General features: G+C 64.4%; 15 protein-coding genes. 13 read left to right on the top strand and 2 right to left on the bottom strand.

Going from position 1 to position 16,797, the window contains the following annotated elements; all coding sequences use genetic code 11:
* Positions 1 to 6 precede the first annotated feature (6 nt).
* From RFM41_RS19545 to RFM41_RS19515, 7 genes are all read left to right on the top strand, one after another.
* Positions 7 to 780, top strand: coding sequence for a DUF427 domain-containing protein (locus tag RFM41_RS19545; RefSeq protein WP_320250527.1), 774 nt, complete (start codon positions 7 to 9; stop codon positions 778 to 780).
* A gap of 55 nt (positions 781 to 835) precedes the next feature.
* Entirely contained in the window at positions 836 to 2,479 is a 1,644-nt protein-coding gene (locus RFM41_RS19540; protein WP_320250529.1) for an ABC transporter substrate-binding protein, read from the top strand.
* A 37-nt stretch (positions 2,480 to 2,516) separates the two neighbouring features.
* The gene (locus RFM41_RS19535) at positions 2,517 to 3,476 is read left to right on the top strand and encodes an ABC transporter permease (protein ID WP_320250531.1); all 960 of its coding nucleotides are present in this window, start codon (positions 2,517 to 2,519) and stop codon (positions 3,474 to 3,476) included.
* On the top strand, positions 3,473 to 4,354 hold the full coding sequence (locus tag RFM41_RS19530) for an ABC transporter permease (protein WP_320250532.1): 882 nt from the start codon (positions 3,473 to 3,475) through the stop codon (positions 4,352 to 4,354). Before RFM41_RS19535 ends, RFM41_RS19530 begins: the two co-directional genes overlap by 4 nt.
* A 53-nt stretch (positions 4,355 to 4,407) precedes the next feature.
* On the top strand, positions 4,408 to 4,893 hold the full coding sequence (locus tag RFM41_RS19525; protein ID WP_320250533.1) for a hypothetical protein: 486 nt from the start codon (positions 4,408 to 4,410) through the stop codon (positions 4,891 to 4,893).
* 114 nt (positions 4,894 to 5,007) lie between these two features.
* Positions 5,008 to 6,447: an aldehyde dehydrogenase family protein gene (locus tag RFM41_RS19520; protein ID WP_320250535.1), complete on the top strand. Its 1,440-nt coding sequence runs from the start codon at positions 5,008 to 5,010 to the stop codon at positions 6,445 to 6,447.
* A 20-nt stretch (positions 6,448 to 6,467) separates the two neighbouring features.
* Positions 6,468 to 7,049: a DUF1349 domain-containing protein gene (locus tag RFM41_RS19515; RefSeq protein ID WP_320250537.1), complete on the top strand. Its 582-nt coding sequence runs from the start codon at positions 6,468 to 6,470 to the stop codon at positions 7,047 to 7,049.
* A gap of 7 nt (positions 7,050 to 7,056) precedes the next feature.
* Here the strand turns inward: RFM41_RS19515 and RFM41_RS19510 are convergent, their stop codons facing one another.
* Positions 7,057 to 7,836, bottom strand: coding sequence for a helix-turn-helix domain-containing protein (locus tag RFM41_RS19510; protein ID WP_320250539.1), 780 nt, complete (start codon positions 7,834 to 7,836; stop codon positions 7,057 to 7,059).
* 110 nt (positions 7,837 to 7,946) lie between these two features.
* On the opposite strand from RFM41_RS19510, the gene RFM41_RS19505 reads away from it, so the two are divergent.
* The 6 genes from RFM41_RS19505 (at position 7,947) to RFM41_RS19480 (ending at position 15,458) form a co-directional block, all read left to right on the top strand.
* On the top strand, positions 7,947 to 10,088 hold the full coding sequence (locus RFM41_RS19505; RefSeq protein ID WP_320250541.1) for a hydantoinase/oxoprolinase family protein: 2,142 nt from the start codon (positions 7,947 to 7,949) through the stop codon (positions 10,086 to 10,088).
* Between the two features lie 14 nt (positions 10,089 to 10,102).
* On the top strand, positions 10,103 to 12,298 hold the full coding sequence (locus RFM41_RS19500) for a hydantoinase B/oxoprolinase family protein (RefSeq protein WP_320250543.1): 2,196 nt from the start codon (positions 10,103 to 10,105) through the stop codon (positions 12,296 to 12,298).
* A gap of 6 nt (positions 12,299 to 12,304) precedes the next feature.
* Positions 12,305 to 12,811, top strand: a complete 507-nt coding sequence (locus tag RFM41_RS19495; RefSeq protein WP_320250545.1) for an acetone carboxylase subunit gamma — start codon at positions 12,305 to 12,307, stop codon at positions 12,809 to 12,811.
* A gap of 8 nt (positions 12,812 to 12,819) precedes the next feature.
* Positions 12,820 to 13,590: a glucose 1-dehydrogenase gene (locus tag RFM41_RS19490; RefSeq protein WP_320250546.1), complete on the top strand. Its 771-nt coding sequence runs from the start codon at positions 12,820 to 12,822 to the stop codon at positions 13,588 to 13,590.
* Positions 13,591 to 13,608: 18 nt separating this feature from the next.
* A complete protein-coding gene (locus RFM41_RS19485; protein ID WP_320250548.1) occupies positions 13,609 to 14,436 on the top strand; it encodes an SDR family NAD(P)-dependent oxidoreductase in 828 nt (275 codons plus the stop codon).
* 83 nt (positions 14,437 to 14,519) lie between these two features.
* On the top strand, positions 14,520 to 15,458 hold the full coding sequence (locus RFM41_RS19480; protein ID WP_320250550.1) for an ABC transporter substrate-binding protein: 939 nt from the start codon (positions 14,520 to 14,522) through the stop codon (positions 15,456 to 15,458).
* Positions 15,459 to 15,562: 104 nt separating this feature from the next.
* Here RFM41_RS19480 and RFM41_RS19475 read toward each other — a convergent pair whose 3' ends face one another.
* Positions 15,563 to 16,795 carry an NAD(P)/FAD-dependent oxidoreductase gene (locus RFM41_RS19475; protein WP_320250552.1) on the bottom strand — a complete coding sequence of 411 codons (1,233 nt, stop codon included), beginning with the start codon at positions 16,793 to 16,795 and terminating at the stop codon, positions 15,563 to 15,565.
* Between the last annotated feature and the right edge of the window lie 2 nt (positions 16,796 to 16,797).

The raw sequence follows: 16,797 nt of genomic DNA, 5'->3' as shown, positions 1-16,797 counted from the left end.
GCCGTCATGACCGCCGCACCGAGATTGCAGCCGCGCGAAGCGACCGCGCCGCAGCTGATCAACGTCCTGCACAGTCCCAAGCGCATCCGCGTCAAGTTCGGCGGCCGCGTCATCGCCGACAGCCGCAACGTGCTGGTGCTGCGCTCCAATCACTTCCTGCCGATCTACTTCTTCCCGCTGGCGGCGGTCGACCAGTCGGCGCTGAAGCCGTCGAAGCAAGGCCAGCAGCATGCCGTCGGCGGCGAGACGAAATATTGGGATATCGAAGCCGGCGACAGGTGCGCCGCCGATGCCGCCTGGTCGTTTGTCGCCCCGCTCGACGAAAACCTCGCGCCGCTTGCCGGCCGCATCGCCTTCACCTGGAACCTCGTCGACCAATGGTTCGAGGAGGAGGAAGAAGTCTTCGTCCATGCCCGCGATCCCTATGCGCGCATCGACGTGCTGCAGAGCTCCAGCCATGTCGAGATCTGGTTCGACGGCGAGCCGATCGCCGACAGCCGCCGTCCCGTGCTGCTGTTCGAAACGCATCTGCCGACACGTTTCTATCTTCCGCCGGAGGATGTCCGGCTCGACCGGCTGAGGGCTTCGTTGACGAGGACCCGATGTCCCTACAAAGGCGTCGCCTCCTACGGGTCCGGCGTGCTCAGGGACGGCTCGCTCCGCGAAGACATCGCCTGGAGCTACCGCGATCCGATCGCCGAGATGCCGAAGATCAAGGGGCTGATCGCCTTCTATCCGCAAGCAGTCGACCGCATCCATCTCGACGGCCAGCCGGTCTGATCCGGCCCCGTCGTCTCCGCTTCATTTCAGAACCACGATTTTCACAGAGGCAAAAATGACCAAGCGCAACGAAATCGACGCCCTTCGCAATCTGTCTGGTGACATCTGGAACGTCGCTGTCGACGAATACGCCGCCGGCTACCTGAAACGCCGCGATCTCCTGAAATACGCGGCACTGATCGGCCTGACCGGCTTTGCCGCCTCGCAAGGTTTGGGCTTCTCAGGCACGGCGCGCGCCGCTGCCGCCGGCGGCACCGTCCGCGTCGGGCTTGGCCAGCCGACCAAGGCGATCGATCCGGTCACGGTCACCGATCCGGCCAGCATCGGCGTGCTCAGCCAGGTCGGCGAATATCTGATCCTCGACGATCCCAAGGACGGGCTGCAGCCGAAGCTCGCTCTGTCCTGGGAAGCCGACGAGACGGCCAAGCGCTGGACCTTCAAGCTGCGGCCCGGCGTGAAATTCCATGACGGCCGCACCGTCACCGCCAAGGATGTGGTGGCAAGCTTCGAGCGTCTGGTCGATCCGAACAGCGGCTCGTCGGCGCTCTCTGCCTACAAGGGCATCCTGTCCAAGGGCGGTGCCAAGATTGTCGACGACGCGACGGTCGCCTTCGATCTCGACCAGTCGAACTCGAATTTCCCCTTTTATGTCTCCTCGGACGTCTACAACGCCGTGATCCTGCCGGCCGACTATGCCGGCGATTTCGAGAAGAATTTCAACGGCACCGGCCCGTTCAAGCTCGAATCCTTCCGCCCCAAGCAGGGCGCCAGCTTCGTGCGCAATCCCGATTACTGGGGCGACAAGGCGCTGCCCGACCGGGTCGAAATAAAATTCTTCGACGACGAGCAGGCGCAGGTTGTGGCGCTGCAGGCAGGCCAGCTCGACGTCATCCCGAGCACCACGCGTCTCGAACTGGCGATCGAGGGCAATCCCAATTTCAAGCTGCTCAGCGTCCAGGCAAGCTCGCATGACGCCGTGCATCTCAGGACAGACCAGGCGCCGTTCACCGACAAGCGCGTCCGCCGCGCGCTGGCGCTCACCCTCGACCGCGAGGCTATCGTCAAAGGCCTGCTCAAGGGTCGCGCCATCGCCGGCAACGACACGCCATTCGCGCCGATCTTCCCCTCGGCCGATCCGTCGGTGCCGCAGCGCAAGCAGGACATCGCCGAGGCCAAGCGGCTGCTGGCCGAGGCCGGCGTGCCCAACGGCTTCGAGGTGACGCTGACCACCGAGCGCGCCTACGATATCCCCGATTACGCCGTCATCATCCAGAACTTCGCCAAGAAGGCCGGCATCGACATCAAGCTCAACGTGCTGCCGCAGGATGCCTATTACGGGTCGGCGACGTTCGGCAGCTCGCCCTGGCTCGATTCCAATCTCGGCATCACCGATTTCGGTCATCGCGGCACGCCTGACATCTTCCTCAACGCGACGCTGAAGAGCGACGGCGCGTGGAACGCCGCGCATTTCAAGAATGCTGACTATGACGCATTGCTGGTTGATTACGGCAAGGCGCGCGACCTTCAGGCGCAGCGCATCGCAGCCGGCAAGATCCAGACCCTGCTGCTCGACGAGACGCCGGAAATCATCAGCTACTTCTCGCAATACAGCCGGATCGCCAGCGCGAAGGTCGAAGGCGTGCGCTTCACGGCGATCTCGCATCTTCTGCTCGACCGCGTTTCCTTCGTCCAGGCATGACGCGGAAACGTCAAACCGGCCGGGGCGCCGGAGCCCGATGCTGACCGGCCGCGCCTTGTCGGCACGCGTGGCCTCGCTGCTCCTCACCTTGTGGCTGGTCAGCGCGCTGGTCTTCCTCGCCGGGCAGGTCCTGCCCGGCGATGTCGCGCGCGTCATGCTTGGTCCCTTCGCCGACGCGCAGGCCGTCGCGGCGTTGAACAGGCAGCTCGGCGCCGACCAGCCTGTGCTCGTCCAATACTGGCGCTGGTTCAGCGCGGCGCTCACCGGCGACTTCGGCACGTCGCTGTCGATGCGCGCGCCGGTCGGCCCCTTCGTGCTGGCAAGCCTTGGTCGCTCGGCGGCGCTTGCGGGAATCATCATGCTGTTTCTTGTGCCGCTGGGTGTCGGCGCGGGCATTGTCGCCGGCCTCAACCGGGGTGGGCTTGCCGATCGGCTGATCGTGCTCGCCGGCGTCTCCTTCGGCATCGTCCCGGATTTCGTGTCGGGGCTGCTCCTGCTCCTGGTCTTCGGCCTGTGGCTGAACTGGCTGCCGATCACGGGTGCGGCTCCCGACGGCGCGAGCTTCTGGACGAGCGGCTACTACCTCATCCTGCCGGCGCTGCCGCTGGTGCTCAACCTCGCTGGCTATCTGGCGCGCATGACGCGGGCCGGCGTCATCGAAGCGCTGGCCGCCGACTATACGCGCACCGCCACCCTGAAAGGGCTCGATCGCCGGCAGGTCATTGTCCGTCACGTGCTGCCCAACGCGCTGACGCCGACGGTCGCAGTGCTCGCGACGCAGAGCGGCTACATGCTCGGCGGGCTGGTGGTGATCGAGGCATTGTTCGGCATCCAGGGCCTTGGCAACCTGGTGCTGAACGCCGCCAAGTCGCGGGATTTCCCGATGCTGGAAGCAGGCGTGCTTGTCATGGCGACGATCTTCGTCCTGTCTGCGGCGGCGGGCGATCTCGTGCAGGCGCTGCTCGACCCGCGGCAGCGGCGGCGGGCGTCGCCATGATGGACCTTCTGGAATTTCCGGCACCTTCGCGCGTGCCTGCATTCTTGCGGGTCGCCGGCAGGCTGGGCCGCGCCGTTCGCGGCCTTCCACCTTCTGTCATTTTCGGGTCACTCATCCTCGCCTTCTGGATCGCCTGCGCTTTGTTCCGTCTGGTTCCCTACGATCCCTATGCCGAGGATTTTCTCGCCACGCTGACGCCGCCGGACGCCGCGCACTGGTTCGGCACCGATCATCTCGGCCGCGATGTGCTGTCTCGCATCATCGTCGGGTCGCGCGACATCCTGCTGGTGGCGCCGCTCGCGACATTGGGTGGCGTCGCCGCCGGCACCATCATCGGCCTGGTCCTCGGTTATTTCGATGGCCTGGTCGACGCGATCGGCGCGCGGCTGCTCGATACGCTGATGGCCTTTCCCTTCATCGTGCTCGTCACCATGACGCTGGTGGCGCTCGGGCCCTCGAACCTCACGGTCATCCTGGTGATCGCCATCGCCTATGCACCTCTGGTGGCCAGGACCGTGCGCGCCGCCGTGCGCGAGCAGAAGGAACGCGAATATGTCAGCGCGGCCCGCCTCGGCGGCGAGAATGCCTTCGCCATCATGGTGCTGGAGATCCTTCCCAACATCAGGGAGACGATCCTGATCGAGCTGGTCACGAGGCTGGGCTACGCCTTCTTCTCGATCGCCACGCTGAGCTTTCTCGGCCTCGGCATCCAGCCGCCCTCCGCCGACTGGGGCCTGGCGATCGCCGAAGGCTCCGGCTTCCTCACCGGCGGCAAATGGTGGGTCGTCGTCTTCAACTCGGGCGCGATCGTCTCGCTGGTCATGGCGACAAATCTGATCGCCCAGGGCATTGGCGCCTTCGAGAATATCGACAGGTGAATTGCGGCTTTTGATTGCTAGACTCCTGTTGATTCGTCTTGACGGGAAACGGCATGAGCAAGGCCCTCGGCACATTCGCATTGGTCACGGTTTTGAGCGCCTTGCTGATGGCGCTGTCATTGGCCGTGGCGAGGCACGGTTATCCCTACGGCGCGTATGGCGTGAAGCGCCTCGACGGCATCGCCGACGCCGGCTCGTTCCTGGCGATCGCCGCCGTCTATTTCTTCGGCGCCATGCTGATGATGATCCTCCCGATCCGCGCCGCCGGCATCGTGCTGACCCATGCCGCCGACGCGATCTGCTGGGCGACGATCATGCTGTTCGCGACCATCGTCGGCTCGCTGGTCGCCCGATGGGCTTTCGGCCAGCACGAGGTGCTGTGGGCGCTCTTCAACTGGCGCTTCCTGTTCGTCGCGGCGATCGTGGCGGCGCATCTCACCATGAACGAGCTTCGCCGCAACGTCCTGCTGAGAAGCCTGTTCTTCGTCATCTTCGGCGTGGTCACGCTCGCCTGCCTGTTCTGGTCGTTCTCGACCTGAGTCCTAGCTTTGTCTCATATGCCGGGTAGACCTCTTTCCGGACAGTGACTATATCATTTGTCTGACAATTGACCGGCTGATAGCTGCCGTGACCAGAACCCAAGGAAAAACAAGATGACCGTGCTGCGCAAGAACCTGATCGATGGCGAGTGGCTTGGCGAGGCCGGCTCGCGCAACATCAACCCCTCGAATACCAACGATGTCGTCGGCGAATACGCGTCGGCCGGGCCGGAGCAGGCCAAGCAGGCCATAGCGGCCGCCAAGGCCGCCTTTCCGGCCTGGTCGCGCTCCGGACCTCTTGCCCGCCACGCCGTGCTGAAGAAGACCTCGGACGAGATCGTGGCGCGCAAGGACGAGATCGGCCGGTCGCTCGCCCGCGAGGAAGGTAAGACATTGGCCGAGGGCGTGGGCGAAACGATCCGCGCCGCGCAGATCTTCGATTTCTTCGCCGGCGAGACGCTGCGCCTGTCGGGCGAGATGGTGCCGAGCGTCAGGCCGGGCGTCGGCGTCGAGATGACCCGCGAGGGCGTCGGTGTCGTCGGCATCATCACGCCATGGAATTTCCCGATCGCCATCCCCGCCTGGAAGATCGCGCCGGCGCTCGCCTACGGCAACACGATCGTCTTCAAGCCGGCCGAACTGGTGCCCGAAAGCGCCTGGACCATCGTCGACATCCTGCACCGCGCCGGCCTGCCCAAGGGCGTGCTCAACCTCGTCATGGGCAAGGGCTCGGTGGTCGGCCAGGCGATGCTCGACAGCCCCGACGTCAACGCCATCTCCTTCACCGGCTCGGTCGGCACGGGCAAGCGCGTCGCCGCGGCAAGCGTCGAGCACATGCGCAAGTTCCAGCTTGAGATGGGCGGCAAGAACCCGCTCGTCGTGCTCGACGACGCCGATCTTGCGGTGGCCGTCGATTGCGCCATCAACGGCGCCTATTTCTCGACTGGACAACGCTGCACGGCCTCCTCGCGCCTGATCGTTAGCGAAGGCATCCACGACCGTTTCGTCGATGCGGTGAAGGAGCGGCTAGACAAGCTCGTCATCGGCGATGCGCTCGACGCCAAGACCCAGATCGGCCCGGTCGTCGACCAGTCGCAGCTCAAGCAGGACGAGGACTATATCGCCATCGGCCGCCAGGAAGGCGCCGAGCTCGCCTTCGGCGGCGACCGGCTGGAGCGCGGGACGCCCGGCTTCTATCTGCAGCCGGCGCTGTTTGTTGGCTCCAACAATGCCATGCGCATCTCGCGCGAGGAGATTTTTGGCCCGGTCGCCAACGTCATCCGCGTCAAGGACTATGACGAGGCTCTGGCTGTCGCCAACGACACGCCCTTCGGCCTCACCTCCGGCATCTGCACGACCAGCCTGAAGCACGCGACGCATTTCAAGCGCAATTCCGAAGCCGGCATGGTCATGGTCAACCTGCCGACGGCGGGCGTCGACTTCCACGTGCCGTTCGGCGGCCGCAAGGGCTCGAGCTACGGCCCACGTGAGCAGGGCCGCTACGCGATGGAGTTCTACACCACGGTGAAGACGGCCTATACATTCGCCGGCTAGGCGTATCGAAGGGGGAATTGATGACGTCTGGCCTAGCCGATATGACATGGCTCAACCCGCCGCCGCATCACATGGTCGGCGACGGCACGCTTACCGTCCGAACCGGCAAGGAGACCGACTTCTGGCGCGAGACCTTCTATGGCTTCTGGCGCCACAACGGCCATTTCCTCTACCGTCCCGTCGAGGGTGACTTCAGCGCCGAGGTCATCGTCAAGGGCGACTACAAGGTGCTCTACGATCAGGCGGGGCTGATGCTGCGCCTCAGCGAAACGCACTGGATCAAGGCCGGCATCGAATACACCGACGGGCTGGCCTACTTCTCTGTCGTCGTCACCAACGACACTTCCGACTGGTCCCTGGTCGCCATCGCCGCCGGCAAGGACGGTGTCAGGATCCGCCTGACCCGCCACGCCGAGGCGATCCGCATCCAATATCTGGACGCCTCGGACGGCCGCTGGAAGCCGGTGCGGCTGGCCTATTTCCCGATCTCGAAAACGGTCGACGTGGGCATGATGTGCTGCTCGCCGCAGCGCGAAGGCTTTGAGGCGACCTTTTCCGGCTTCACCCTAGGGCCACCGATTCCGCGGGACCTGCACGACTGACGCGCCGCTACCTGTCCATCCGGTGCTGGAAGAATTGCAGGAACAGCTCGCGCTCGGTGGTGATGTCGAGCTTTTCATAGATGCGGCGGCGGTGGTTCTTGACCGTGCCGACGGTGATGCCGAGCCGCTCGGCGATGTTGGCGGTCGGATGGCCGGCGAGGATCAACTGCACCAACTCGCGTTCGCGCGATGAAAGCTCGGGCCACAGGCTTTCTGGAATGCTGGGTTTCTGCTGCGGCGAAGCGCCGGGGCCGCTCGGCGCCGAGGTGCGCGAAAAGTCTGACCCGCGCGCCTTGATGTCGAGAGCATGCAGGGCCTCGAACACCGGCAGCCGTTCGGTCAGCAGCGCGATCTCGCTGTCCTTGAACGACACGGTCGAGCGGTCGAGAAAGATACCCAGGCACCAGTCGCCGCCATCGGCCAGCATGATGCCGACCTCGTCGCAGATTTCCGACTGCGCCAAGAAGCCGGCTATGTACTGGCCGCGCTTGGCTTCCTCGTCGGCCAGACCTTTCAGCGGCATGATGCCCAGCCGGCGCTGGCTGCGCCACGAGGCATAGAACGGGTCGAAGACGTAGTAATTGTCGAGGTAGCGCCGCACCATCTCGTCCGAGAAGCGCCGATGCTTGACGAATTCCGGTGTCCTGGTCGCCGAATAGCGCGTCACCGTCACCAGGTCGTGCGCGATGTCGGCGCCGATCAGGTCGATCAGGCAGTCGACATGCCGTTCGGTGCCGGTGGCGGCGATCGCTTTTGCCAGCGGCGCCCAGATATTGCCCATGCGCATGCCCTTTTCTCGGCGAACCGCGCCGCCGGGTCATTGTGTCTTTAGGCATATGGCGCGATCAGCGCGATCGAATCTAGCCTGTGGTCACTCTCGGCAAGGGAAGGCGACCCGTGGACCAGATCACCACCAACCCAATCGTCATCGGCATCGACGCTGGCGGCACCATGACCGACACGATCCTTGTCGATCAGGACGGCCACTTCAAGATCGGCAAGTCGGCGACCACGCCGAAGAACGAGGCCGAGGGCTTCCTCGCCTCGGCGGAGGATGCCGCCGATGCCTGGGGCATCTCGCTGCAGGATCTGTTCTCGGGCGTCAATGTGGTGCTCTATTCCGGCACCGGCATGCTCAACACGCTGTTGTCGCGCACCGGCCGCAAGCTCGGCCTGATCACCACCAAAGGCCTCGAGGACATGATCCTGATGGGCCGCGGCCTGCAGGCATGGGCGGATTATTCTTATGCCGACCGCCTGCACGCGGTCACTCACCATCATCCCGATCCGCTGGTGCCGCGCCGTCGCACCTATGGCGTCACCGAGCGCATCGATCAGTTCGGCGACATCATCCTGCCGCTCTACGAGCACGAGGTGCATGCCGCCGCCAAGAAGCTGATCGCCGACAAGGTCGAGGCGATCTGCATCATGACCATCTTCGCGCACGTCAATCCGGCGCACGAGAAGCGCATCGCCGAGATCTGCCGCGATGAGATCGCCGCTGCCGGCGCCGACATCCTGGTCTACTCGAGCCATGAAGTGCGGCCCGTCATCCGCGAGCAGTCGCGGCTGAACTCGGTGCTGATCGAGGCCTACGCCACCTCGCGCGGCCGCAGGCAGCTTAAGGGCATCGAGGACGTCTCGAAGAAATACGGCTTCAAATATGGCGTGCAGACGCTGCTCTCCTTCGGCGGCCTGACCTCCATCAACCATCCGCGCCTGCATGAGACGATGATCTCCGGCCCGATCGGCGGCATCCTCGGTGCCGCCTATGTCGGCAAGCTGATCGGCAACGACTCGCTGATCTGCTCGGATATGGGCGGCACCTCCTTCGACATGGGCGTCATCACGCGCGGCCAGACGCGGATCGAGAACGAGCCGCTGATGGACCGCTTCAAGCTCAACGTGCCGACGCTGCATCTCGACACGATCGGCGCCGGCGCCGGTATGATCCTCAAGGTCGATCCGCTGACCAGGAAGGTCTCGCTCGGGCCGGAAAGCGCCGGTTCCGATCCCGGCCCGATCTGCTTCGCCAAGGGCGGCGCCGAGCCGACCATCGCCGATTGCGATGCCATCCTCGGCCGTCTGAACCCGCATTACTTCCTTGGCGGCAAGGTCGTGCTGCAGGTCGAGAAGGCGCGCAAAGCCTTCGAGGAGAAATGCTCCCGCGTGCTGGGGGTCGGCGTCGAGGAGGCGGCCGAAGGCATGATCGACATGCTGGAGGCCGACGCCAACAATGCGCTGCGCCGCGTCATCTCCGGCCAAGGCATCCATCCGTCCGAATTCACCCTGCTCTCCTATGGCGGCTCCGGCCCCCTGCATCTCGCCGGCTGCTCCAAGGGCATCGGCTTCAAGGACATCATCACCTTCCAGTTCGCCGCCGCCTTCTCGGCCTTCGGCTGCACCACCGCCGATTTCATGCGTCGCCATTCGGTGTCGACGCAGATCGATATCGGCGCGCGCGCCAGCGATGACGAATTGCAGGCTTTCGGCGCGAAGGTCACGGGGGTCTGGGACGACCTGACCAAGGCCGCGGTCGACGAAATGGTCGCCGACGGCCACGCATTGAGCAAGATCAAGACCGTGCCGTTCCTGATGATGCGCTACACCGGCCAGCTCGAGGACGTGGAGGTGATGGCACCGCTGTCCGCCATCGGTTCCGCCGACGATATGCGCAGGGTCATCGCCGAATTCGAGGCGGTCTACGCCAAGGTCAATCACCGCGTCTCGCGCTATGGCGAGGCCGGCTTCTCGATCACCGAGCTGGGCCTGATCGCGACCGCCGACAAGGTCAAGCCGATGCTGGTCAAGCGGCCGCTCGGCAAATCCGATCCGGCGTCGGCCCATAAGGGCGTGCGCGAGGCCTATATCGGCGGCCGCTGGCACAAGGCCAATCTCTACGAGATGGACTTGCTGCAGCCCGGCCATGAAGTGATCGGACCGGCCATCATCGAACACCCGGCCACGACGCTCGTCGTCCACCCGCAGGATCGCGTCCATGTCGATGAATGGACGCTGCTGCACTACACCCACGCTTGAGAAGGGCGAACGCCATGCTGGACAAACCCGCCTCTGCGCTGCGCATCCGCGAACGGCTGATCGAATCCGAACGGCTGATGGAAGAGACCGGATGCTATGACGGCATCACCGACCTCCATCTGCGCAACCAGGATCCGCTGAAATTCGAGACGCTGCACACCAAGCTGCGCGCCTATTGCGTGTCGGCCCGCGAGATGGCGCGCCGCATCTCGGCTTCACCCGGCGTGCGCGAGGTCGGCGAGATGGTCGTCGCCATATACACGCCGGAAGGCGATGCCATCGCGCTCTCCAACGGCATCATGGTGCATGTGCACACGATGAGCCGCTTCATCAAATGGATGATCCGCAACGGCTACGAGGAGAACCCGCAGATCCGCGACGGCGACATCTTCGCCAACAACGACGCCTTTATCGGCACCGTGCAGGTGCCGGACGTCATGGACGTCGTGCCGATCTTCCATTCCGGCAAGCTGGTCGGCTGGGCCGGCGCCGTCTGCCACGAGCTGGAGGCCGGCGGCATCACGCCCGGCGGCGACGTGGCGCTGGCGCAGGAGCGCTTCACCGAAGGCCTGTTCGTCTGCGCCGAGAAGGTCGGCGAGAACGACGAGCTCAGGCGGGACTACGTCATCCGCTGCGAGCGTAATCTCCGCATGCCGATCTACTGGGTGCTGGACGAGAAGGCCAAGGTGGCGTCGTGCATCGATATGCGCGAGAGCGTCAAGGCGCTGATCGACGAGATCGGCCTCGACTACTGGATGCAGGTATCGAAGGAGTTCATCGAGGAAGGCCGCCGCGCCCAGCTCGCGCGCACCCGCCAGCTCACCGTGCCCGGCATCTATCGCGGCCACACCTTCTACGGCCACGTCACCGCCGGCAAGCCGGGCTACCAGCCGCTCGGCGATCCCGACTGGCTCTACAACATCCCCATCGAGATGGAGATCACCGCAGACGGCAAGATCAAGATGGACTTCGAGGGCACGCAGCCCTGGGGCTACCATTCGATGAACTGCACGCCGGCCGGCATGGATGGCGGCATGTTCGTGACGCTGACCCAGCACATGAATTTCGAGGGCCTGGTCAATGACGGCGCCTGGATGGCGACCGAGTTGAAGCTGCCGCACGGCACCTGGACCAACCCGGACAACGAGATGGTGGCGACCGCCACGTCCTGGGCGCTGCTGCTGCCCGCCTATGGCGTCTTCCAGCGGTTGCTTTCGCGCTCCTTCATCGCCCGCGGCTTCGTCGAGGAAGCCTTTGTCGGCCAGGTCAACAGCCCGATGATCGAGATGGGCGGCGAGAGCCAGTACGGCACGCCCTTCGGCATGGCGCATTTCGAATGCGCCGCCGCCGGCTCCGGCGCCTTGGCCATCAAGGACGGCCTCGACACCGCCTATGTCGGCTGGAATCCTGAGTCCGACATGGGCAATATCGAGATCTGGGAACAGAACATGCCAATGCTCTATATCGGCAGGTCGATCGTTCCCAATTCCGGCGGCGCCGGCAAATATCGCGGCGGCTGCTCGTTCCTGTCGACCTGGCTGGTCTCGAAGACCGATCATCTGCGGCTTGTTACGTCCGAACATTCCTCACGCGTCTTCGACAATGGCGGGCTCTGTGGCGGCTATCCGGCGCCGACCTGCCAGAAGCACCGCGCGGTGCGCGACACCAACATCTTCGAGCTGGCCGGGAATGGCTCGCCGCTGGCGCATCACACCGGCACCAATCCATACCGCTCGGAGCTGGAAGTGCGGCTGGAAGGCGAGCATGTGACGCTGGAAGGCCCCTACATCACCGCGCCGCATAAGACGGGCGACGTGTTTACCCATTCCTACAATGGCGGCGGCGGTTACGGCGACGTGCTGGAACGCGACCCGGTGAAAACCGCCTGGGACGTCGAGAACGGTTTCCTCACGAGGCAAGCGGCTGAAGGCATCTTCGGCGTCGTCCTCGACGAGGACGAGGACGGTTTTCCGGTGGCCAATCTCGAAGCCACCAAGCGCCATCGCGCCGAGATGCGGGCCAAGCGCCTGGCTAGCGCAAAACCGGTTTCGGAGTGGATCGCCAAGGAGCGCGAACGGGTGAAGGCCGCCGACTTCGCGCCCGAGGTCAAGAAGATGTACGCCAGCGCCATCAAGCTTTCGCCGCGCTTCACCAAGGACTTTTCGACCTTCTGGGATGTCGATGCCAAATCGACCTTCGGCGTGGAGTAAGGGACCATGACCTCATACAGCAAGGAAGTCATCGCCGACCTGGTTGCCGGCACGCTGCCCTGGCCGCAGACGCGCCGCATCATGAGCGCCTACAAGGACGACGACCGTTTCTTCAAATATGTCGCTGTGCTGCAGGACCGCGTCGGCTGGAACGATCCGATCCTGCTTCCGGTCGGCGACCATCTCTTCATCTGCCAGAGCGGCGACGAGCGGGTGACGAAATGCGAATGCGGCCATTCCTTTGGCGACTACCGCAAGAACTGGAAGCTGAAGGCGGCGATCATCGTGCGCGATAGCGAGGAGACGCTGCGCGAGATCTACCCCAACAGCGATTTGCCGGATCCGGGCTGGATGGAAATCCGCGAGTTCATCTGCCCGCAATGCGGCTCGCTGCATGAGGTCGAGGCGGCTGCGCCCGGCTATCCGATCGTGCATGATTTCGAGCCGGACCTCGAAGGCTTCTATCGTGATTGGCTGGGCACGCCGCTGGAGCCGACTAACAAAGGAGGGTGATGCCGCAAATGGGCCGCGTCGCAGGCAAGGTGGCGCTCGTTACCGGAGCCGGTCTCGGCCTCGGGCGGGCGTCGTCGCTTCTTTTGGCGGCGGAAGGCGCCAGGCTGGTCGTCGGCGACATTGACGAAGGGCTCGCCGGCAATACGGCGGCCGAGATTGTCAAGGCTGGCGGTGAGGCGCTGGCGCTGCGCCATGACGTGTCGAAGCCCGAGGACTGGCCTGCCGTGATGGCGGCGATCGAGCAGCGCTTCGGGCGGCTCGACGTGCTGGTCAACAATGCCGGCATCGCGATTGCCAGAAACGTCGAGGACACGACTCTGGCCGAATGGCGGCGCACGATTGCCGTCAATCTCGACGGCGTCTTCCTCGGTTGCCAGGAAGGCATCAGGCTGATGAAGAAATCCGGCGGCGGATCGATCATCAATCTCTCCTCCATCGACGGCATCATCGGCGAGGCCGACCTTGCCGCCTACTGCGCCTCCAAGGGCGGCGTGCGCACGCTGACCAAAGCGGTCGCCGTCCATTGCGCCGAGCAGCGCTACGGCATCCGCTGCAATTCCATTCATCCCGGCTATATCTGGACGCCGCAGACCGAGAATTATCTGCGCGACCTGGGCAAGCTCGAGCAGGAGAAGGCCAAGGCGCTGTCGCGCCATCCGATCGGCTTCCTCGGTGAGCCCAAGGACATCGCCTACATGGTCCTCTACCTCGCCTCGGACGAATCGAAATTCGTCACCGGCTCCGAAATGGTCGTCGACGGAGGCTATCTTGCAGTGTGAATTCGGAGACCGCTTGCGATGACCAACCTCACCGGCCGCAGCGCCATCGTCACCGGCGGCTTTTCCGGCATGGGCTTTGCCATTGCCACGGCGCTCGCCAAGGCAGGCGCCAATGTCGCCGTCGGCTCCTATGTGGCGTCGCCACAGGCGGGCAGGGTCGATGCCGCCTATTATCCCGGCGCGGAAGAAATCGAGCGGGTCCGCTCGGCGCTCGCCGCCCACGGCACCAAGGTGCATGCCGCCCATCTCGACGTGCGTGACAGCGCGCTCACCGATCTCTTCTTTGCGGAAGCCCAGGCGGCTGTCGGCGCCGCCGATATCCTGGTCAACGCCGCCGGCACCACGGCCGAACAGCCGGTCTGCGGCCATTCCGACGCGCTCTGGGACAAGATCGTCGACACCAATCTCACCGGCGCCTTCCGCACCACGCGCGCCGTTCTGCCCGGCATGATCGAGCGCGGCTGGGGCCGCATCGTCAACATCGGCTCGACCGCCGCTTCCGTCGGCTGGAAGGACAATCCTGCCTATTGCGCCTCCAAGGCCGGCCTGCTTGGCCTGACACGCTGCGTCGCGCTTGAAGGCGCGCCGCATGGCGTGACCTGCGTCATGATCAGCCCGACCTGGGTCGAGACCGAGCTGATGCGCCGCAACGTGGCGCAGGTCGTCGAGCGCGAAGGCAAGGGCCGCAGCGCCGAGGAGGTGATGGACGAATTCAGGAAGGGCAATCCCCAGGGCCGCATGATGCAGCCGGAAGAAATCGCGGCGCTCGCGGTCTTCCTCTGCTCGGACCTCGCCAAGGGGATCACCATGGAAAATATCCAGATCACCGGCGGCGCCTTGTGGTAGCGTCGGTCGGGGGTGATGGATCCCGGTCTCGTGGGAGGAGGCCGGCATAAACAGAAGGACCATCAACCAACAGGGGAACTGACATGACAATAGGAAATGCCTTGCAAGGGGCCGGGCTTGGCCTCGCGCTGATGCTTGCCGCAACGACGGCCGGGCAAAGCGCCGATCTCGGCGCCAAGGATGAGCCGATCAAGCTCGCCATGCTGGAATGGACCGGCGCGCACGTCTCCACCCACATCGCAGGACAGATATTGGAAAAGCTCGGCTATAAGGTCGAATACGTCACCGCCGGTAATTTTCCGCAATTCTCAGGCCTTGCCGACGGCTCGCTCAGCGCTTCGGTCGAGATCTGGCTCAACAATGTCGGCGATATCTATCCGAAGGTGCTCGCCGCCAAGCAGATCGAGGATATCGGCAAGCTCGATCTGAAGACCCAGGAAGGCTGGATCTATCCGAAGTTCATGGAAAAGGTCTGCCCCGGCCTGCCCGACTGGACCGCGCTCAACAAGCCCGAATGCGTGCAGGCATTGGCGACGCCGGAGACGGCGCCGAATGGCCGCTTCCTCGACTACCCGTCCGACTGGGGCTCGCGCGCGGCGACCATCCTTGCCGACAACAGCATGCCCTACACTGCCGTGCCATCGGGCTCCGAAGGCGCCCTGGTGGCTGAGCTCGAAGCGGCGGAAGCCGCCAAGACGCCGCTGATCATGATGTTCTGGGGCCCGCATTACGCGCTGGCCGAGAACGATGTCGGTTGGGTGACGATGCCGCCCTGCAAGCAGCAGACCAACGACCACTGCATCACGCCGCCTGACGTCGACAAGATCGTGTGGTCCGGCTTCGGCGCCAAATGGCCGGCGGCTTACACCTTCCTCAAGGCGTTCAAGATGGATGCGACCGAGCAACAGAAACTGATGCTGGCGGTCGACAAGCAGGGCAAGGATCTCGACGCCGTCGTCAAGGAATGGATCGACAAGAACGAGGCGGTGTGGAAACCTTGGCTGGATGGCGCCAAGGGATAGACCCGGCTGGATCACCGTTGCCCGTCGGATGGGTCGAACGGCTCGGCTTTAAGGGGCTGGGCCGTTCCCCTGTCAAACGAAGCTAGACGTTAGCCGGCAATCGATCAGACAAGGAGCGACTTGAGCTCGAAGCCGGCGTCACCGACCTTCATCCGGTCCGGTGATTTTCCCTGGGCAATCAGGCGCTTGCCCACCATGTAGGCGGCCGGTTGGTTGATCGCGTCCACCGCCAGCAAGTCGTCGCCCCGATAATACCATATGGAAAGCGAGGTGTCGGACACCTGCCGGGTTATCGCGCAATCATGGTCGCCGCCCAGGCCCGCGATCTGCAGCTTGCAATCGAACTGATCCGACCAGAACCATGGCTCTGCGTGGTATTTCTGCGGCTGGCCCATGATGGTCTTCGCCACGGCCTCACCCTGCTCGACGGCATTGCCGACGCTTTCGAGGCGGAGGCGCCGGCCCTTCCAGGGAAACGACGCGCAGTCGCCGGCCGCGAGGATGAAGGGGTCCGTGGTCCGGCATTGGGCGTCGACCGCGATGCCGTTCTCGGTATCGAGGCCTGCCATTTCAGCGAGTTCCACATTCGGATGGATGCCGATACCGACGATCACGAAATCGGCCGGCAAACTGCGTCCGTCGCTCAAGACGGCACCGGTCACCCGGCCCTCGCGCCCGGCCAGGCGCGTCAACCCGACGCCTTCCAGGATGTCGACGCCGTGGCTTCGGTGGAGCTCACGGAAAAACGATGCGGTATGGGCCGACGCGACGCGCTGCAGGATTCGCGGGGCGCTCTCGATGAGCGTGACACCCAAGCCCAGCTTGGCGGAGACGGCGGCGGCTTCGAGGCCGATATAGCCGCCCCCGACGATGACGACGCGCCGACCCGCTACGAACTCCCGCGCCAGCCTTTGGATATCGGCGATCGACCTCAGATAGTAGACTCCGTCCAGGTCGCCGCCTTGGTCCGGCGGCAGGAGTCGGGGCCGCGATCCGGTGGCAAGGACAAGGCGGCTATAGGACAGAACCGATCCGTCGTTCAGCCTCGCCTCGCGCCGATCCCGGTCGATTGCCTCGACCTCCGTCCCCAACCGGAGCTCGATCGTTTTCTGGTCGTAGAAGGTCAAAGGCCTGAGATGCAGGCGCTCCTCCGTGATATCGCCCAGAAGATAGCCTTTCGAAAGCGGCGGGCGCTGATAGGGCGGGTGCGGCTCCGCTCCAACCAGGGTGATCCGCCCGCTGTGCCCGAGGTCGCGCAATTTGGCGGCAACGGAAAATCCCGCCTGTCCGGCGCCGACGATGACGACAGGGCCGTTTTCTACCGGGATGTTCGACATTG

Origin of the sequence: Mesorhizobium vachelliae, assembly GCF_033977325.1 — a bacterium.
Classification (GTDB): domain Bacteria; phylum Pseudomonadota; class Alphaproteobacteria; order Rhizobiales; family Rhizobiaceae; genus Mesorhizobium; species Mesorhizobium vachelliae.
This window is presented reverse-complemented; position numbering and strand designations above follow the sequence as displayed.

Coding starts and splice junctions, on each gene's coding strand:
- RFM41_RS19545 (WP_320250527.1), top strand. CDS start 7: ATGACCGCCGCACCGAGATTGCAGCCGCGCGAAGCGACCGCGCCGCAG.
- RFM41_RS19540 (WP_320250529.1), top strand. CDS start 836: ATGACCAAGCGCAACGAAATCGACGCCCTTCGCAATCTGTCTGGTGAC.
- RFM41_RS19535 (WP_320250531.1), top strand. CDS start 2,517: ATGCTGACCGGCCGCGCCTTGTCGGCACGCGTGGCCTCGCTGCTCCTC.
- RFM41_RS19530 (WP_320250532.1), top strand. CDS start 3,473: ATGATGGACCTTCTGGAATTTCCGGCACCTTCGCGCGTGCCTGCATTC.
- RFM41_RS19525 (WP_320250533.1), top strand. CDS start 4,408: ATGAGCAAGGCCCTCGGCACATTCGCATTGGTCACGGTTTTGAGCGCC.
- RFM41_RS19520 (WP_320250535.1), top strand. CDS start 5,008: ATGACCGTGCTGCGCAAGAACCTGATCGATGGCGAGTGGCTTGGCGAG.
- RFM41_RS19515 (WP_320250537.1), top strand. CDS start 6,468: ATGACGTCTGGCCTAGCCGATATGACATGGCTCAACCCGCCGCCGCAT.
- RFM41_RS19510 (WP_320250539.1), bottom strand. CDS start 7,836: ATGCGCATGGGCAATATCTGGGCGCCGCTGGCAAAAGCGATCGCCGCC.
- RFM41_RS19500 (WP_320250543.1), top strand. CDS start 10,103: ATGCTGGACAAACCCGCCTCTGCGCTGCGCATCCGCGAACGGCTGATC.
- RFM41_RS19495 (WP_320250545.1), top strand. CDS start 12,305: ATGACCTCATACAGCAAGGAAGTCATCGCCGACCTGGTTGCCGGCACG.
- RFM41_RS19490 (WP_320250546.1), top strand. CDS start 12,820: ATGGGCCGCGTCGCAGGCAAGGTGGCGCTCGTTACCGGAGCCGGTCTC.
- RFM41_RS19485 (WP_320250548.1), top strand. CDS start 13,609: ATGACCAACCTCACCGGCCGCAGCGCCATCGTCACCGGCGGCTTTTCC.
- RFM41_RS19480 (WP_320250550.1), top strand. CDS start 14,520: ATGACAATAGGAAATGCCTTGCAAGGGGCCGGGCTTGGCCTCGCGCTG.
- RFM41_RS19475 (WP_320250552.1), bottom strand. CDS start 16,795: ATGTCGAACATCCCGGTAGAAAACGGCCCTGTCGTCATCGTCGGCGCC.